This is a genomic window from Sphingomonas sp. RS2018, from assembly GCF_054489605.1.
Window position 1 is genome coordinate 480,145 of sequence record NZ_JBTMWL010000001.1, and the last position, 14,980, is coordinate 495,124.

16 protein-coding genes are annotated in these 14,980 nt (G+C 69.1%); 5 read left to right on the plus strand and 11 right to left on the minus strand.

Translation table 11 applies throughout. From position 1 onward, the window contains the following. The 3 genes from ACX40P_RS02540 to ACX40P_RS02550 all read right to left on the minus strand — a co-directional run bounded on the left by ACX40P_RS02540 (window position 1) and on the right by ACX40P_RS02550 (window position 3,866). Complete coding sequence (locus ACX40P_RS02540) at window positions 1-636, minus strand: LuxR C-terminal-related transcriptional regulator (RefSeq protein ID WP_459124715.1); 636 nt, start codon at window positions 634-636, stop codon at window positions 1-3. Continuing rightward, window positions 633-2,888 (minus strand): sensor histidine kinase, encoded by a 2,256-nt coding sequence (locus ACX40P_RS02545; protein WP_459124716.1) that lies wholly within the window; start codon window positions 2,886-2,888, stop codon window positions 633-635. The genes ACX40P_RS02540 and ACX40P_RS02545 overlap by 4 nt, the downstream gene beginning before the upstream one ends. A gap of 174 nt (window positions 2,889-3,062) precedes the next feature. Next, a complete protein-coding gene (locus tag ACX40P_RS02550) occupies window positions 3,063-3,866 on the minus strand; it encodes a PEPxxWA-CTERM sorting domain-containing protein (protein ID WP_459124717.1) in 804 nt (267 codons plus the stop codon). A gap of 311 nt (window positions 3,867-4,177) precedes the next feature. Between ACX40P_RS02550 and ACX40P_RS02555 the strand changes: the two genes are divergently transcribed. After that, the gene (locus ACX40P_RS02555; RefSeq protein ID WP_459124718.1) at window positions 4,178-5,392 is read left to right on the plus strand and encodes an SGNH/GDSL hydrolase family protein; all 1,215 of its coding nucleotides are present in this window, start codon (window positions 4,178-4,180) and stop codon (window positions 5,390-5,392) included. A 4-nt stretch (window positions 5,393-5,396) separates the two neighbouring features. On the opposite strand, the gene ACX40P_RS02560 is transcribed toward ACX40P_RS02555, so the two are convergent. Then, window positions 5,397-6,632 (minus strand): MFS transporter, encoded by a 1,236-nt coding sequence (locus ACX40P_RS02560; protein ID WP_459124719.1) that lies wholly within the window; start codon window positions 6,630-6,632, stop codon window positions 5,397-5,399. Window positions 6,633-6,699: 67 nt separating this feature from the next. Continuing rightward, window positions 6,700-7,482 (minus strand): histidinol-phosphatase, encoded by a 783-nt coding sequence (gene hisN, locus ACX40P_RS02565; RefSeq protein ID WP_459124720.1) that lies wholly within the window; start codon window positions 7,480-7,482, stop codon window positions 6,700-6,702. Window positions 7,483-7,529: 47 nt separating this feature from the next. On the opposite strand from hisN, the gene ACX40P_RS02570 reads away from it, so the two are divergent. The 3 genes from ACX40P_RS02570 to ACX40P_RS02580 all read left to right on the plus strand — a co-directional run bounded on the left by ACX40P_RS02570 (window position 7,530) and on the right by ACX40P_RS02580 (window position 10,301). After that, window positions 7,530-8,591, plus strand: a complete 1,062-nt coding sequence (locus ACX40P_RS02570) for a phospholipase A (protein WP_459124721.1) — start codon at window positions 7,530-7,532, stop codon at window positions 8,589-8,591. A gap of 24 nt (window positions 8,592-8,615) precedes the next feature. Further along, entirely contained in the window at window positions 8,616-9,158 is a 543-nt protein-coding gene (locus ACX40P_RS02575) for a peroxiredoxin (protein ID WP_459124722.1), read from the plus strand. Between the two features lie 108 nt (window positions 9,159-9,266). Further along, window positions 9,267-10,301 carry a GGDEF domain-containing protein gene (locus ACX40P_RS02580; protein WP_459124723.1) on the plus strand — a complete coding sequence of 345 codons (1,035 nt, stop codon included), beginning with the start codon at window positions 9,267-9,269 and terminating at the stop codon, window positions 10,299-10,301. Between the two features lie 432 nt (window positions 10,302-10,733). Here the strand turns inward: ACX40P_RS02580 and ACX40P_RS02585 are convergent, their stop codons facing one another. The 4 genes from ACX40P_RS02585 to ACX40P_RS02600 all read right to left on the minus strand — a co-directional run bounded on the left by ACX40P_RS02585 (window position 10,734) and on the right by ACX40P_RS02600 (window position 13,160). Further along, window positions 10,734-11,219 carry a DUF421 domain-containing protein gene (locus ACX40P_RS02585; RefSeq protein WP_459124724.1) on the minus strand — a complete coding sequence of 162 codons (486 nt, stop codon included), beginning with the start codon at window positions 11,217-11,219 and terminating at the stop codon, window positions 10,734-10,736. Beyond that, window positions 11,219-11,752, minus strand: coding sequence for a hypothetical protein (locus ACX40P_RS02590; protein WP_459124725.1), 534 nt, complete (start codon window positions 11,750-11,752; stop codon window positions 11,219-11,221). Before ACX40P_RS02590 ends, ACX40P_RS02585 begins: the two co-directional genes overlap by 1 nt. A gap of 5 nt (window positions 11,753-11,757) precedes the next feature. Further along, entirely contained in the window at window positions 11,758-12,372 is a 615-nt protein-coding gene (locus ACX40P_RS02595) for a YbhB/YbcL family Raf kinase inhibitor-like protein (protein WP_459125219.1), read from the minus strand. 113 nt (window positions 12,373-12,485) lie between these two features. Beyond that, window positions 12,486-13,160 (minus strand): glutathione S-transferase family protein, encoded by a 675-nt coding sequence (locus ACX40P_RS02600; protein ID WP_459124726.1) that lies wholly within the window; start codon window positions 13,158-13,160, stop codon window positions 12,486-12,488. Between the two features lie 45 nt (window positions 13,161-13,205). On the opposite strand from ACX40P_RS02600, the gene ACX40P_RS02605 reads away from it, so the two are divergent. Beyond that, the gene (locus ACX40P_RS02605; RefSeq protein WP_459124727.1) at window positions 13,206-13,718 is read left to right on the plus strand and encodes a hypothetical protein; all 513 of its coding nucleotides are present in this window, start codon (window positions 13,206-13,208) and stop codon (window positions 13,716-13,718) included. Here ACX40P_RS02605 and ACX40P_RS02610 read toward each other — a convergent pair. Both ACX40P_RS02610 and ACX40P_RS02615 read right to left on the minus strand, forming a co-directional pair. Further along, complete coding sequence (locus ACX40P_RS02610) at window positions 13,702-14,364, minus strand: PEPxxWA-CTERM sorting domain-containing protein (RefSeq protein ID WP_459124728.1); 663 nt, start codon at window positions 14,362-14,364, stop codon at window positions 13,702-13,704. The genes ACX40P_RS02605 and ACX40P_RS02610 overlap by 17 nt on opposite strands. Before the next feature lie 124 nt (window positions 14,365-14,488). Then, window positions 14,489-14,911, minus strand: a complete 423-nt coding sequence (locus ACX40P_RS02615) for a hypothetical protein (RefSeq protein WP_459124729.1) — start codon at window positions 14,909-14,911, stop codon at window positions 14,489-14,491. Window positions 14,912-14,980: the final 69 nt, after the last annotated feature.

The window sequence follows — 14,980 nt, forward strand, 5'->3', positions numbered from 1 at the left end:
TTACGCGAGGCCGCGCCGGCGCGCCTCCAGCGCTGCTTCGGCGCGCGAGGCGATGTTGAGCTTGCGGTAGATCGACTTGACGTGGGTGGACACCGTCTCGCCCGCGATGCCGAGCACGTTGCTCGCCTCCGCCACGGTCAGGCCGCGCCCGATCATCGACAGCACCTCGGTTTCGCGATGCGTCAGCTCGGCGGCGGCGCTGGGCTGGGCCTGCCGGAACCGCCCGAGCAGCCGCCGCGCGATCGAGGGGGAGATGGCGACCTCGCCACGCTCCAGTGCGCGCAGCCGGTCGGCGATGTCCGCTGAGCCGAGCGCCTTCAGCAGGAAGCCGTGCGCACCGCACGCGAAGGCACGCAGCAGCGTCTCGTCATCCTCGAAGATCGTCGTCACGATGATCGTCGATCGTGGATCGCCGGCCAGTTCGTTGACGAGGTCGAGGCCGCTGCCGTCGGGCAGGCCGATGTCGATCAGCGCCAGCACCGGCGTCGCGCTGTGCTGACGCCGCCAGTCTCGCGCCGCAGCCAGCGATCCGGCGAGCGCGGGCGTGACGCCGAAGATCTCTTGCACGATGCCTGCCAGCCAAGTGCGCGTGTCGACCAGATCCTCGACGATCAGGCAGGCGCGCGTGCCGGTCATTGTGCCGCCGCCGTCCGCACGGCGTCGACAGCGGCATCGATCGCGGTGATGCGCGGCAGGTGAAGATGCGCGGTGAAACCGGGCGGGTCCGCCAGCGTCGCGGTACCGCCCAGCGCCGCAGCCCGGCGCATCACGTTGGCCAGGCCATAGCCGTTGCCCTGTGCCCCGCGCCCGACGCCGTCGTCGGCGAAGGTCAGGTGCAGATCGTCGTCGGCTCGGCTCACCCGTACCGCGACCTTGCCGGCGTGGGCGTGGCGGATGGTGTTGCTGACGAGTTCGCGCAGCATCGAGGTCAGGTGCCGCGCGGCCTCGCCCGATACGGTCGTGGCGTCGGGAGGCCCTGCGCACGGCGGCCAGTCGAGCGCGATGTCGGCGTCGGTCAGCCGGGTCGCCGCCTCATGCCGGATGTCGGCCAGCACCTCCTCCAGCCGCCGCCGCTCGCCGACGAGGTTGCCGACGATCAGGCGGATGTCGGCCATCGCGTCGCGGACGTCCTGCCGCATCATGCCGCTGTCGTGGCGGTGCAGGCTGGTCATCAGCCGCGCGCCGACATCGTCGTGCAGGTCGCGCGCGATGCGGCGCCGTTCCTCGACCACGCCGCGCAGATAGGCGTCGCGCGCGCTGGTGACCGATGCCATCAGCGTGCAGAGTTCGCGGGCGCGGGCCAGATGCCCCTGATCGAACCGGCGATAGCCGTTCTCGGCATGCGACAGCACCAGGGCGTCGGTCTCGGCGGTGGCCGGCACGTGCAGCAGGCGACCGTCGTCGGCGATCGACAGTCGCGTGTCGCCGGCCGCGCCTGGCGCGATGTCGAGCGGAGCGAAGGCGAGCTGCAACGCGTCGATCCACAACGCCTGTCGCCGGTCGGCGTCGGCGGCCAGCGCCAGCTGCGTGATCTGGCGCAGCAGCACACGCTCCCGCTCGCGCGCGCCGGCGTCGCGGCGACGACGCAGGCCGTTGCGCAGGCCGATGTGTGCGGTCGTCAGGAGGATCGTCATCACCGCCCCCGCGGGGCCCATCACCGCCCAGGCGACGGCGACCAGCGCGATGTCGAAGCCGATGACCAGCGCGGTGACCAGCGCTTCGCGGGTGGCGCCGCCCGCCCAGCGCTCGACCGCGACCGAGCGGCTGCGTACCGTTGCGGCGGCTACGCCGAGATGGATCACCAGCAGCAGCGGGATCGCGAAGGCGGTGTGCAGCGGCTGTCGCGCGCCGATCACGATCGGCAGCACGGCGACCGCGACGACCACCACCACCGATGCCGACACCGTCGTCGCCAGGATGGTGGCGGCGGCCCGCGCCGGCGCGTCGTGCCGCGCGGCGACGACCTGCGCGGCGAGCAGCACCAGCATCGCGACGAGGATCGCCAGACAGGCGCCGCCGATCAGCGGATAGGGGGCAGGCACCAGTTCGAACAGCTGAAGCGCGATCAGGGCGAGGCAGGCGGCCAGCGTCACATCGGCGAACCGGCGCGGCAGCAGCGGCAGCGGAAACCTCGCCAGCATGCCGAGCAGCCCGGCGCCGAACAGCAGCGAACCCAGGCTGTTGGTCACCAGCAGCCAGCGGTAATCGGGCGTGGCGAGGGGCGTCTCGCCCGCGATGGCGATCGGCAGCGCGGCGGCGGCGATGCCGATGCTCATCAGCGCGAATTGCCGGCTGGCCCAGTCGCGGTGGCGCACCGTCCATACCCACAGCCCGACCACCAGCGCGATCACCGTCGTCAGCCACGGCAGCCAGAAATGCGGGCACAGCGTCGCCAGCGTCTGTTCGCGGCTGGCGATGTGCCAGTCGTGCGTTGTGCCGTCCGCGCCCGGATAGCGGAGGACGGCGGTGCCGCCCGCCAGCGTCGTCGCCAGCTCGGACAGGCGGTCCCAGTGCGCGATATTGCCGTCATGGCCGATGCGGGGATCGGCGTCGTCGGCGAGCGCGACGGCCTGGAAGGTCTGCGGTGCCTGGCCGGGTGCCGTGAAGACCAGCGGCGCGGTCGCGGGAACATCGACGTCGGGGCCGGCGATGTGGACCGTGTCGGCACCGGCGCGCGTGATGGCGATCGACACCGATGGGACATGCATCGCAGCGACCATCGTGCCCGCGGCGACCATCGCGGCGAGCGCCGCCGACAGGCCCAGCAGACGGGCCGGTGCCGCTGCGCCCAACGAGATCGGCGATATCGACGAACCGGGCGACGCGAGCGATCGCGACTGCCCGGTCTGCGTGTCCGCCTGCGCGGCTGGCGTAGCCCATCCACCCATGGTCTATGCTGTCCCCCCGGCAGCGATCATAGCGCGCATTCGGCGCCGCGCGCCACAGGTCGTTGTCGATACGTTACGGGCGCGGGATGCCGCACCTGTGGCTCCATCGGCTACAGACGCGGCGAAGGGGCGGCAGCTTGCGCCACCGCCCCCGTCCACCCCGCGTGGATGCGATCAGGCGAAGCTGACCTTCGTCCGCTGGTTCTCGCGCTGGCGACGGCGCATCGCGCCACCGACCATGCCGAAGCCGGCGATCATCATCGCCCAGGTCGTCGGCTCCGGGACGGCCCCCGATACCGGCGGCGTCACCGCACCGAAGCCGTCGAGATAGACGTAGCCGGTATGGCCCGCCGGCTGGCAGTCGGCGGCCAGCACCGACAGCAGGAAGTCATGGCCCTGCAGCGTCGAATCGATCGCCAGATTCTCGATCTGCCAGTTGGCGGTGTAGAAGTAGTTGGTCGATGCGTCGTAGGTGAAGCGCGGATCGACGCCGCTGCCGCCCGACGCCGCGTTGTACTGACGTGTGATGAGCGTGGTGTTGGTGGTCAGATCGCGCAGCGTGATGACCATCGTCGCCGAATCGCTCGCCGAGTGGGCACCCTCCAGCACCGACTTCCACGCGAAGAAGATGTTCGCATCGGTGTAGTTGTTGACGCGCTGCGAGATGACCGAGGCATTGCCGCCGCTGGTCGTGTCTTCGACGCGATAACCGAAGCCGCCGCTGTAGACCGTGCTGCCGATCTTCGAACCGAGGATGGGATCGACATAGGTGTTGGCGATCACCGCACCCCGCGACGAGCCCGTGAAGCTCGCCGGATTGAGGTTGCCGTTGAGCGTGCTGGTGCGCGAACCGCCGGTCTGCGTCCAGCCGCTGGCGGTGCCATTTTCGAAGCCGCCGTTGACGAAGCCATCGGCGTAGGCCGACTGCGCCGTAAATACCGTCGCGAGTGCTGTCGCGATGAGTCCGATCTTACGCATGTTCATGTACCCCCCGTTGGTGATCGCCGGATGCGACCGTGCCGTTCAATTCGGTGTCGCCATTATTAACGAAGCGTTCATCTTCGCCATCCCCCGAACAGGGTAGTGAGCTAGTATCATCGCCACGAAATGTTCTCGAAACCGGGAGCGACGCGTTCGAATTCGGGACATTTTCCTTGAGCGGCGCCATCCGGTCCTGCGTCACTTGTTCATAGCGAGCGAACAACCAGGTGGTCACAATCGAGTCGTTTTCGGTGACACGGCGGTCGGCTTCGTCGATACGTCAGGTAAATCACGGGAAGGATGATGCGATGAGGGGATGGACAGCGGTTCTGGCAGGCTTCGCGCTGCTCGGTGTGGCCGGCACGGTGGACGCGCAGACGCGTGCACCCGCGACCGGTTGGGTGCGCAGCTGGGCCGCGTCGCCGCACGGCACGCTGGTCGCGCAACCGAACCGGCCGATCCCCGAGCTTGCCGATCGCACGGTACGGCAAGTGGTTCGCCTGAGTGCCGGGGGTACGCGGCTGCGCGTACGGCTGACGAACGAAGCATCCGACGCGCCGCTAAAGATCGGATCGGTGACGGTCGCGATCGCCGGCGCGAACGGCGCGATCCTGCCCGGCAGCGTGCGGCGGGTGACCTTTTCCGGCGCGAGCGGGGGCGTCGTGCCAGCGCACGCACCGTGGATCAGCGATGCGGTGGCGATGCGCGTCGCGCCGTTGCAGCGCATCGCGATCAGCATCCACCTGCCGCAGGGCGCGACCGCGCCGACGACGCACGGCAGCGCCTATGCCACCGCCTGGATCGCACCGGGCGACCAGACCGGCGCGACGACGCTGACCGACACGGTGCGCTTCGGCCAGCGGCTGGCGATCGCGGCGGTCGATGTCGAGGGTGCTCGGGCCGCCCATACCGTCGTCGCCTATGGCGATTCGATCACCGACGGCTCGCGCGCCACGGTGGATGCCGACACCCGCTATCCTGATCAACTCGCCGCGCGGTTGCAGGCGGCGCGGATGACCGGCGTCGCGGTCGCCAATGCGGGCATCGGCGGCAACCGGCTGCTGGAGGACGGCACGGGCCCGAATGCGCTGGCGCGCTTCGATCGCGACGTACTGGCGGTACCGGGCGTCTCGCACGTCCTGGTGCTGGAGGGCGTGAACGACATCGGCAGCGCGACGCGGGCGAAGCAGCCGCTGCCGACACCGACCGACCTGATCGCCGCCTATCGCCAGATGATCGCGCGCGCGCACGATCGGGGTGTGAAGGTTATCCTGGCGACCATTTTGCCCTACCGCGGCGCCGGATACTGGAGCGCCGAAGGAGAGGTCGTCCGCGTCGCCGTCAACGACTGGATCCGCACGCAGCGCGAGGCGGACGGCGTCGCCGATTTCGACCGCGCGATCCGCGATCCCGCCGCGCCCGACCGCATGGACAGACGCTTCGACGGCGGCGACGCGCTGCATCCGAACGATGCCGGCTTCACCGCGATGGCGGCGGCGGTCGACCTGCGCCTGCTGCGCTAGGACCTCAACCGCCGGCGCGGCGGGCGCCAATCTGCTCCAGCGACTGGCCCTCGTTGCGCGGCGCCCATACCAGCCCGATCCCGCCCGACAGGACGAGGAAGCCGGTCAGGATCCACGCCAGCGTCGTGAAGTCGTTGTGCGCCAGCGTCGGCACGGCGAGGCTCCAGATGCCGAGACCGATGCGCACGATCGCGAAGGTCAGCCCCTGCGCGGTCGATCGCACCGCGGTCGGGAAGAGCTCGGATGACCACAGCTGGAAGAAGCTCTGCGCGCCGAAGCCGCCGGCGATGCCCATGATGACGACATGCACGATCACCGACGGCAGCGTGAAGCCGAAGATCGCCAGCGACGCCATGCCGACGACGTGGAGCCCGGCCGAAATGCCGAACAGCAGCCGCTGGTTCACCCGATCCGACAGCGTCATGAAGATGGCGAGGATCGAGATCATGCCGATCAGGAAATAGCCTGCCGGCACCACCGTCGCCGCCCATTCGGGCAGATTGTTCTGCTCGATCAGATACGGCGTGAAGAAGCCGTTATAGCCCGCCCACAGGTTCCAGAAGCCGTACATGCCGGCCAGGAACAGCACCGAGCCGAGATAGGGCGGGCGCAGCAGCACCGTCCACGACGTCCGCTGCCCACGGTCGCGCGATTCCACCCAGCGCTGCGATTCATGCATCTTCGATCGCAGGAACGTGAGCGCGAGCGCCAGCACGAACAGATGCGCGAACAGCCAGCGCACGCCGTCGATGCCGAAGGGTTTGAGGAAATAGGCGGCGCCCAGCACGGCGACCGGGCCCAGATACCATAGCAGCTGCGCCACGCCCGAATGCGCGCCGCGCTTCGTATCGGGGGCCTGCTCCGCGATCAGCGACCAGCTGGCGGGGATGTCGGCGCCGACCGCCAGGCCAACGAGCACGAAGCCAAGCACGATCATCCACGGTGCGGTCGCGAACATCAGCCACCCCATGCCGAAGGCGTAGAACAGCATGTCGTATTGGTAGATGCGCTTGCGCCCGAACCGGTCGCACAGGATGCCGCCGATCATCGCGCCGACACCGGCCGAGATCGCGTTCGCGCTGAACGCACCGATCAGACCGATGAAGCCGTCCGACAGGCCGTAGATGTTCTTCCAGAACGCCAGCGCCACCGATCCCGCGACGATCGAGCCCGCGTCGATATAATTGGCCAGCCCCGCCAATATGGTGTCACGCCACCCGCCGTCCGCTTTGTCGGTCATCCGCGTCCTCCCCCGTTTTCGCCAACCTATACGGGCGTCGACAAGTCGGACAAGTCCGGGATGCGGCTCAATGTCCGCGGCAGGCCAGCGCCTCCATGATGTCCTCGACCCGCGCGGCATCGCCAGCCGCGATCACGTCGCCCGCGCTGCCTTCATACAGTGGATCGCCAGACCAGTCGCACATCACGCCGCCCGCGCCCTCGACCACCGGCACCAGCGCCGCGAAGTCGTGGAGCTTCAGCCCCGTCTCGACCACCACGTCGAGATGGCCGGAAGCCAGGCAGGCGTAGTTGTAGCAATCGCCGCCGAGCACGGTCGAGCGCACCGCGGCGTCGAGATGTTTGAAGGCGTGCAGTTCGTCATCCGCGAACAGCCCCGGATCGGTCGTCGCCAGCAACGCGTCGGTGAGTGCGCGGCAGCGGCGGGTGGTGGCGGGCTTGCCGTTCAGCTCGGTCCGCTGCCCGGCAACGCCGACCCAGCGTTCGCGCAGGATCGGCTGATCGATGATGCCGAGCACCGGAAACCCCCCGTCGAGCAGCGCGATCAGCGTCCCGAAGATCGGGCGCCCCGCGATGAAGGCACGCGTGCCGTCGATCGGGTCGAGCACCCAGCGCCGGCCGCTCGTCCCCGCGCTGTCGCGTTCCTCCTCGCCGGTCACGCCGTCGCGCGGGGCCTCCGCCGCCAGCAGGCGCCGCATCGCGCGCTCGGCGGCGGTGTCGGCCAGCGTGACGGGGGAGCGGTCGTCCTTGATCTCCAGCCCGTGATCGGCGCGGAAGAACGGGCGGATCGCCGCACCCGCCGCATCGGCGAGGGCGTGGGCGAGGGCGATATCGGCGGGGTTGATCGGCATCGCGCCGCGCTAGCGCGTGGCGCGATGCTCGGCTAGTCGATGCGACGATGCGTGCCATTCTTGCGATTCCCGCCCTGTTCCTGACCCTCCCCGCCGCGGCGCAGCTGCGCGCGGTGCCGGACCAGCCCGCGACTGCCGCGGCGGCGCAGGACGGCGTCGACGTGTTCCTGCTGAACGAGGGGCCGGCGGCGGTCGCCGGGGTGGCACCGCCGCAGGTGGATGCGATCGCGCGGGACGGATCGCGACTGGTGCTGGTGCCGGCGGGTGACGTTCCCGCCAGCGTCGCGGCGGGCGGCTTCGCGCGGGTGCGCTATACGCTCGCCAGCAGCGTCGCGACCTCGCCCGCGCCGCCGCTCGACGTGGTCGCGCTCGGCATCCGGCCCGCACCGGCCCGCGAGGAACGGGTGATGCAGACCGGCGTCGGTCGGGTGGCGTCGTTCGCGGATCGCTTCATGGTGCATGAACCGATCTACGGCGCGATCGGGGAGCGTTCGGCGGCGACGAAGCTGCAGGTCAGCCTGGCGCTCGCGCCGTTCGGCGGCACCGGGGCGTTGTCGCGATTCCGCTTCGCCTATACGCAGACGATGTTCTGGGCGACGGACGAGGTGTCCGGCCCGTTCCGCGCGACGACCTATAGTCCCGAGCTGTTCTACGACCTGCCGGTCGGGCCCAGAACGATCGTCTCTGCAGGCTTCCGGCATGATTCGAACGGCGAGGGGGAGGCGACCTCGATCGACGTGAACCGGGTGTACGTGCGCGCCGCGCAGCGATTCGACCTGGGCGACCGCTGGTACGCCGAGCTGGTGCCGCAGGCCTGGGCGTTCGTCGGCAAGCGCGGCATGTCGGGCGATATGAAGGATTATTGGGGCTTCACCGCGCTGCGCGCCTCGGTCGGGCAGGACGACGGCATCAAGCTGTCGGTCAACGCGCGCGGCAATCCGGGCACCGGGCGCGGCGCGGCGGAGGCGTTCGCATCCTATCCGCTGACGAAGCTCGGCGGGCTGGGCATCTATCTGTTCGGTCAGGGTTTCACCGGCTATGGTGAGGCTCTGGACGATTACCGCATCCATTCCACGCACGCGCGCATCGGCATATCGCTGACGCGCTGAGCTTCCCGAAAGGTCACCCGTTCCATGCGCATCCTCGCCACGCTCGCCGCCACCGCCCTGCTCGCCGTGCCCGCCACGGCGTCGCTTGCGCCCGGCGCCAAGGCACCGGACTTCGCGACGCGTGGTGCGCGCGCGGGCCAGGTGGTGAACGTGCGCCTGTCGCAGTTGCTGGCGAAGGGGCCGGTGGTCCTGTATTTCTTCCCGGCGGCTTACACCGGCGGCTGCAACGTCGAGGCGCAAGCGTTCGCCGAAGCCGTGCCGCAGTTCGCCGCGGCGGGCGCGACCGTGCTCGGCATGTCGGGCAACACGGTCGAGGTGCTGAAGGATTTCTCGGCCGAGAAGTGTGCGGGCAAGTTCACCGTGGCGAGCGCGGGGCCGAAGGTGATTGCGGGTTACGACGTGTCGCTTGGTCGCGAGATCGACACGCCGCGCGGCAAGGTCGTGGCGGCGAACCGCGTCAGCTACGTCATCGCGCGGGACGGTCGCATCGTCGCGGTCCACGCCAATCTGGCGCCGGCCGACCATGTGAAGATGACCCTGGCCGACGTGCAGAAGCTGAAGGGCTGAGCGACAGCGCGCTCGCGCTAAAGGGATGTTAGCAATCGCCGCCTAAGACCCGCTCAACACATTAGCTAGGACACGGTCCGGGGGGAGCGTGTCCGGGGGGTTGAGGGCATGGCGAGCAAGGTTGCGCATATCGCGCCGGCGAACGGCGGGTCGGGCAAACTCTATCAGGCGATCGGTCGGTTCCTGACCGACCAGCGGCTGGAGCCCGATCCCGCCAACTATGCCTTCGCCCATGCGATCCTGGCGCATCCCGATGGGCCGCTGGCGCGGGCGGTTTCCTCACTGACCGATGGCGGCGTCCGCCTGTCGATGCGCGATATCGAGACGCTGGGCGCGGACGTGACCGTCGGTACCGCCAGCACCGGTGCCACCGAGCGCGCGCGCGCCGACGGACTCGTCGCGCAGACCCAGCGGCAGGTCGAGGGGTTCGAGGATGTCGTGACCGACCTGCACGCCGAGACGCGCGTCTTCGGTCGCGACCTGGCGGCGAGTGCGGACGCGATTCTGCGCACCGGCATCGGTACGAGCTCCACCGCACTCGACGACATCGCCCGACTGACGACCGAGATGGTGAGCCGCGTTCGGTTGGCTGAAGGGCAGTTGGAGGCCGCGACGCGCGAGGCGGCGGAACTGCGATCGAAGCTGGAGGAGGCACGGGACAATGCCCGGCGCGATCCGCTGACCGATCTGCCCAACCGTCGTGCGCTTGAGGAAGCGTTCGCCGCGAATGCCGCCGCAGGGCGCACGCAGTTGATGGCGGTGTGCGACGTGGATCATTTCAAGTCGATCAACGACCGGTTCGGTCATGCGGTCGGCGACCGCGTGCTGAAGGCGATCGCGACTGCGCTGGCAGAGACGTGCGAAGGCCAGCTGGTTGCGCGCTATGGCGGTGAGGAGTTCGTCGCGTTGTTCGTCGATACCGACGCGGGCACCGCGCGCTCGACGCTGGAGCAGGCGCGCGCGGCGGTGGAGGCCAAGCGATACAAGCTGCGCGAAAGCGACGAGCCGCTGGGCGCGGTGACGTTTTCGGCCGGACTGGCGCCCGCGGACGACGGCGACAATGCTCGTGCGGCGTTTCAGCGGGCCGACGCCCTGCTCTATCGCGCGAAAGCCGAGGGGCGGAATCGCATCTGCGTGGCGTAATGCGCCGATGATTGGCGCGAACTAGCGAGTTGGTTTGGCATATTTCACCTCACTGAAGCGGCGGCTCTTTATAAATCAATGACTTGGTGAGTTGGCACGCTCCCTGCAATTCCCTTTTCATCGACGGTCGGACGGTCCGACCGGATAAGAAAAGGGAATGCCACCATGTTCGTTCGTATCGACTCGCTGCAGCGCTCGACCGTCGCTTTCGTCGGTTCGGTCCTCGTCACGATGATGCTCGTGATCGTCACCGCTCCGGTCCTGCCGATCGCCTGATCGCCGTCCAGCGCCCATCCAGCTCCTTTCAAGGTCCGGCACAATGATCCGTTCGTTCGCCATCACCGCAGTTTCGTTCGCCACGACCGTCCTGCTGATCGCCGCCACCACCGCCACGGGGCCGGGCATCTTCGCCTGACCCCAACGCGGCGACGGTCAGGCGAGATCGCCGCCGTCGTCCTGCTGGCGGCCACCTTTCGCGGCCTGCCGGTCGATGAAGCTGATCTTGCCGTTCGTTTCCAAAATCGCCCAGGCCACGTCGGTCAATCGCGCGATCCCCGCCAGCCGCATCTCCGCCTCCACCTCCTCGCGTGTCATGCGATCGCGGCGCAAATTGTCCGCCAGTAGCACGCCGTCGCGCACGATGACCCGCGGTTCGCCCTCCAGCGCCTTGCGAAACCGCGGGAACAGCCACGCGACCCAGCCGAGCACCACGCTCCAGAAGGCGAAGGTGCAGATCGCGAGCGTCGCGCCAGTCAGGCTGAAGTCGTTGTGCGTGATCCCCTGCTGGATCAGGTCGCCGATCACGATCAGCGTCACCAGCTCGAACGGCGTCATCTGCCCCAGCTCGCGTTTGCCGAGCAGCCGCAACAGCAGATAGACAACCGCGAACATCGCGGTCGCGCGCAGCACGATATCCATTACGGCAGCACCCGGATGCGCACCGGCATGGCACCCAGCCGTCGGTCGCCGTCATAGAGCGCGATGTCGCCCGCCGTGCCGCGCGTCAGCGGCGGATTGATCTGACCGTCGATCTTGATTTCCAGCGTCTCGCCCGCTTTTAGCGCGCCGTAGTGAAACCGGAAACGACCATCGGCGAAGCGTTCCTCGCCCGCCGCCGGGATCATCGAATTGACCGTCATGTCGCGCCACAGCGAAGGCGGGATCGCAACGACCAGCTTGCCGATGTCGGCGCGCGCCGCCACCGTCCACCGCATCTCGAAAAACAGGCCGTTGCGCAATGTCGTCGGCGCCGCCACCGTCAGCCGCGCCGGCCCTAGGTCGGCGAAGCGCACCGGATTGGGCGCGCCGCCGAGCAGGCCGCTCAACGCCAGCGCCATCAGCAGGCCGAGGATCGCCAGCGACAGCAGATTGGCATGGCGATTCCACCAGCCACGCGGGTCGGCGTGATCGGGCGCGATCCCGTCCGGGTAGCCCGGGTCGGTCGCCGCCATCGGTGTCAGGCGGTCGCCACGGCACCGACGCTGCCGGTCGGGGCCGGGGTGCCGCGCGAATAGCTGCCGGTCAGCAGCCCCGCCGCCAATACGCGCCCGCGCATCGCCGCGATCAAATCGCTGCGGCTCGGGGTATCGCCGGGGTCCTCGCCATCCGCCAGCGCGAACAGTTGAAACGCGTAGCGGTGCTCGCCGTGACCGGTCGGCGGATCGGGCGGCAACCAGCCTTCGCGCAGATAGGAATTGCGACCGACATCGCCGTTCGCATCGCCCGCGCCATCGGCGACGATCGCGCCTTCGGCCAGTTGGCCGTCCTCGGCCGGCAGGTCCCAGACGATCGCGTGGACCAGCGGGCTGGGGGTCGGCGCATCGGGATCCTCGACCAGCAGAGCGAGGCGCGTCGCTTCCGTCGGCACACCGCTCCAGAACAGCGGCGGCGAGACGCCGGCGCCATCGGCAGTGAAGCGATCCGGCAGGCGCGCGCCATTGGCGAAGGCCGGGCTGCGCAGGTCGATCGCGGTGAAGCTGCCCAGCCCCTCCTGCGCGATCGCCAGCTTGTTCTGCCCGGCGCGCACGCCCTTCAGCAGGTTGCCGAGCCAGTGGGGAACATGTTCGAGCATCACGCCGCCTCTCGTCGTTTCGGAAGGGTTGAACGCGCGGTGGTCGTTACGGGTCCGGTGAGATGTTTCGCCTCGCGGGAGCGCCGGTCATGTGCCTTGGCCGCCCGCGCCCCTCACATATCCAGCTTCTCGTAATCCGACGGCGGGGTGATGACCTCCATCCGCTCGGCGAGCAGCGGGCGGAAGCTGGGGCGGCTCTTCATGCCGACGTACCAGCGCTTAGCCTGTTCGTGGCTCTTCCAGTCGATGCCGCCCAGATAGTCGGCGACCGAAATCTGCGCCGCGGCGGCGAGATCGGCGAGACTCATCGTCGCGCCGGCCAGCCAGGTGCGGTGATCGAGCAGGTAATCGATATAGTCGAGATGGCCGACGGCCGCCTTCATCGCCTCACGCAGCATGGCCGCGTCGGGGGTCATGCGGTGGACCAGGCGCTTGACCATCCGCTCCTCCAGCAAAGGCGCGGTGATGTCACGGAAGAATTGCGTGTCGAACCACGCGACCAGCCGGCGGATCTCGGCGCGATTGGCGGCGGTGCCGTTGATCATCGACGCCTTCTCGACCGTTTCCTCGAAATATTCGCAGATCGCGTTCGAATCGATCAGCGGCGCGCCACCGCGTTCGACGTCGACCATCACCGGCGTCTGGCCGGCAGGGTTCATGTCGAGGAATTCGTCGCGGCGCAGCCAGGGCGATTCGCGCACCGGTTCATAGCCGATGCCCTTTTCGGCGAGCAGCAGCCGCACCTTGCGCGAGAAGGGGCACAGGGGGAATTGATAGAGCTGCCACATGGCCCCATCCTATGACGAAACGGCGCGCGCGCGGAAAGGGGATAGATGCACTCGGCACGCGATGCGGACGCGATGCGCACCGCGCTGATCGTGCTTGCCGCGTTCGCGGTGGGGCTGGGCGTACCCGATCTCGATTTCCTGCTGCCGTTCGGACATCTCAGCGCGCTGACGCACAGCGTGGTGCCGCTGCTGCCGGTGATCGCGCTCGCCGAGGGGCGGCGGCTGGCGACGGGGATTGCGCTCGGCATCGGAGTGCATCTGTCGGCGGACAGTTTCCCGAATGCGATGACCGGTTTCGCGCTGGTGAAGCTGCCGTTCGCCGGCGCGCTGCCGCCGGCGGGGTCGTATATCTGGCTGGGCGCGAACGCCGCGCTGGCCCCGCCGAGCGGGGTGGCGGCGGCGTTGCGTGTGTTGCCGCGCGGGGTCACGGTCGGTGTGCTGGGCGCGGTCGCCGCCGGGAGCGTCGCCTACCTGTTCGTCACCGACGGCGGCTGGCCCGCGCTCGCCCTGTTCGGCGGCGCGGGCCTCACCGGCTGGCGGTTCAGGCGGTCGCGATAGCGCGACGACGGCGACGCTGCGCCGCGCCGATCGCGCCGAAGCCGATGATCGCCATGCCCCAGGTGGCCGGTTCCGGCACCGCGGCGACCGCGGTCACGCCCGAGAAGCGGAAGTTCGCATCACAGATGCCCGAATCGCAGGCGCGGTTGTTCGTCAAGCCGGTGGCGAGCAGCGCGCCGCCGGCATAGGCGTCCGGACCGAGTGCCGCACCGGTGCTCAGGTTGATGTTCGGACCGTAGACCAGGCCGTAGCGCGTCGACCCGCCGGTCAGGACCGCGCTGTACTGCCGTCCGGACACCAGAGTGGTGCCGGTCAGGCCGAAGTCGAACCAGCTCGGCGTCCGGCCGGTCGCGATGCCGGTGATCGTCGTCGTGAACTGCTTCACGATCGCGCCGTCGAAGCCCGCGCCCTCCCGCAGGGTGAAGGTGACGTTGCTGTCGGCGACGCCGGCGTTCAGTATCTGGAACTGGAAACCGAACGACGTCAGCTGTTCGTCGATGGCGGTAAAGCTCTGGCCGAGCGGGGCGCTGCCCGCCAGGCCGAGCGAACGCTGGCCGGTGCCGCCGGTCACGCTGGTATCGGTCGCCATCGCAGTGGAGGACAGCAGGCAGGCGGCCGCGCAGGCGGCGAGAAACTTCGGCGTCATCGGATACTCCTCACGGGCGGGCGCTGCCCCTTGGTGAAGTTGCTAGGTATCGACCGTGACGCGCCGATGACAGACGAATGAAATTAATGATTTACGCGCGATCGTCCCCGAGTGGGACGATGCGTCAGTAATCGTCTGCCGCGCTCGCCAGCATCCCCGCCAGCGGCGCGATCGCGGCGCGCAGGCGATCGGTGGTGCGCGCGACCTCGCCCGCCATCACCGCCGCATCGCCCGCGGCAGCCCCGGCGACGGCGACGCCGCGACGGGTGTCGGCACGCAGGCGGCGTTCGAAGTCCGGATCGTCGCGCCGCTTCAGGTCGCGTAGCGTGGCGTTCGGGCGCACGCTGGGATCGACCCATTGCGCCAGCGGACCCACGCGGGTGTCGAGCACGATGCCCGCGAGTGCGGCCAGCGCGGCGGCAGCGCCTTCCTGCATCACCGGATCGTTCAGCGCGCGCGCGACATCGGCGACGGGCGGCCGATCCTGCGCGGCGGCAGGGGCGGCGACGAGGATCGCGGGGACGAGCGCGAGGGCGGCGATACGCATCGGGAAACACTCCGAGTCGAAAACGGGACGCCGCCGCTTATAGCACAAAGGCTTAGCCTGTGCTGAACC

Excerpts from the sequence above, each read along its gene's own strand:
- ACX40P_RS02575 (WP_459124722.1), top strand. The coding sequence starts at position 8,616 with ATGCGCATCCTCGCCACGCTCGCCGCCACCGCCCTGCTCGCCGTGCCC.
- ACX40P_RS02560 (WP_459124719.1), bottom strand. The coding sequence starts at position 6,632 with ATGACCGACAAAGCGGACGGCGGGTGGCGTGACACCATATTGGCGGGG.
- ACX40P_RS02580 (WP_459124723.1), top strand. The coding sequence starts at position 9,267 with ATGGCGAGCAAGGTTGCGCATATCGCGCCGGCGAACGGCGGGTCGGGC.
- ACX40P_RS02540 (WP_459124715.1), bottom strand. The coding sequence starts at position 636 with ATGACCGGCACGCGCGCCTGCCTGATCGTCGAGGATCTGGTCGACACG.
- ACX40P_RS02570 (WP_459124721.1), top strand. The coding sequence starts at position 7,530 with ATGCGTGCCATTCTTGCGATTCCCGCCCTGTTCCTGACCCTCCCCGCC.
- ACX40P_RS02545 (WP_459124716.1), bottom strand. The coding sequence starts at position 2,888 with ATGGGTGGATGGGCTACGCCAGCCGCGCAGGCGGACACGCAGACCGGG.
- ACX40P_RS02550 (WP_459124717.1), bottom strand. The coding sequence starts at position 3,866 with ATGCGTAAGATCGGACTCATCGCGACAGCACTCGCGACGGTATTTACG.
- ACX40P_RS02555 (WP_459124718.1), top strand. The coding sequence starts at position 4,178 with ATGAGGGGATGGACAGCGGTTCTGGCAGGCTTCGCGCTGCTCGGTGTG.
- ACX40P_RS02610 (WP_459124728.1), bottom strand. The coding sequence starts at position 14,364 with ATGACGCCGAAGTTTCTCGCCGCCTGCGCGGCCGCCTGCCTGCTGTCC.
- ACX40P_RS02600 (WP_459124726.1), bottom strand. The coding sequence starts at position 13,160 with ATGTGGCAGCTCTATCAATTCCCCCTGTGCCCCTTCTCGCGCAAGGTG.
- ACX40P_RS02590 (WP_459124725.1), bottom strand. The coding sequence starts at position 11,752 with ATGGCGGCGACCGACCCGGGCTACCCGGACGGGATCGCGCCCGATCAC.
- ACX40P_RS02615 (WP_459124729.1), bottom strand. The coding sequence starts at position 14,911 with ATGCGTATCGCCGCCCTCGCGCTCGTCCCCGCGATCCTCGTCGCCGCC.
- ACX40P_RS02585 (WP_459124724.1), bottom strand. The coding sequence starts at position 11,219 with ATGGATATCGTGCTGCGCGCGACCGCGATGTTCGCGGTTGTCTATCTG.
- ACX40P_RS02605 (WP_459124727.1), top strand. The coding sequence starts at position 13,206 with ATGCACTCGGCACGCGATGCGGACGCGATGCGCACCGCGCTGATCGTG.
- hisN (WP_459124720.1), bottom strand. The coding sequence starts at position 7,482 with ATGCCGATCAACCCCGCCGATATCGCCCTCGCCCACGCCCTCGCCGAT.
- ACX40P_RS02595 (WP_459125219.1), bottom strand. The coding sequence starts at position 12,372 with ATGCTCGAACATGTTCCCCACTGGCTCGGCAACCTGCTGAAGGGCGTG.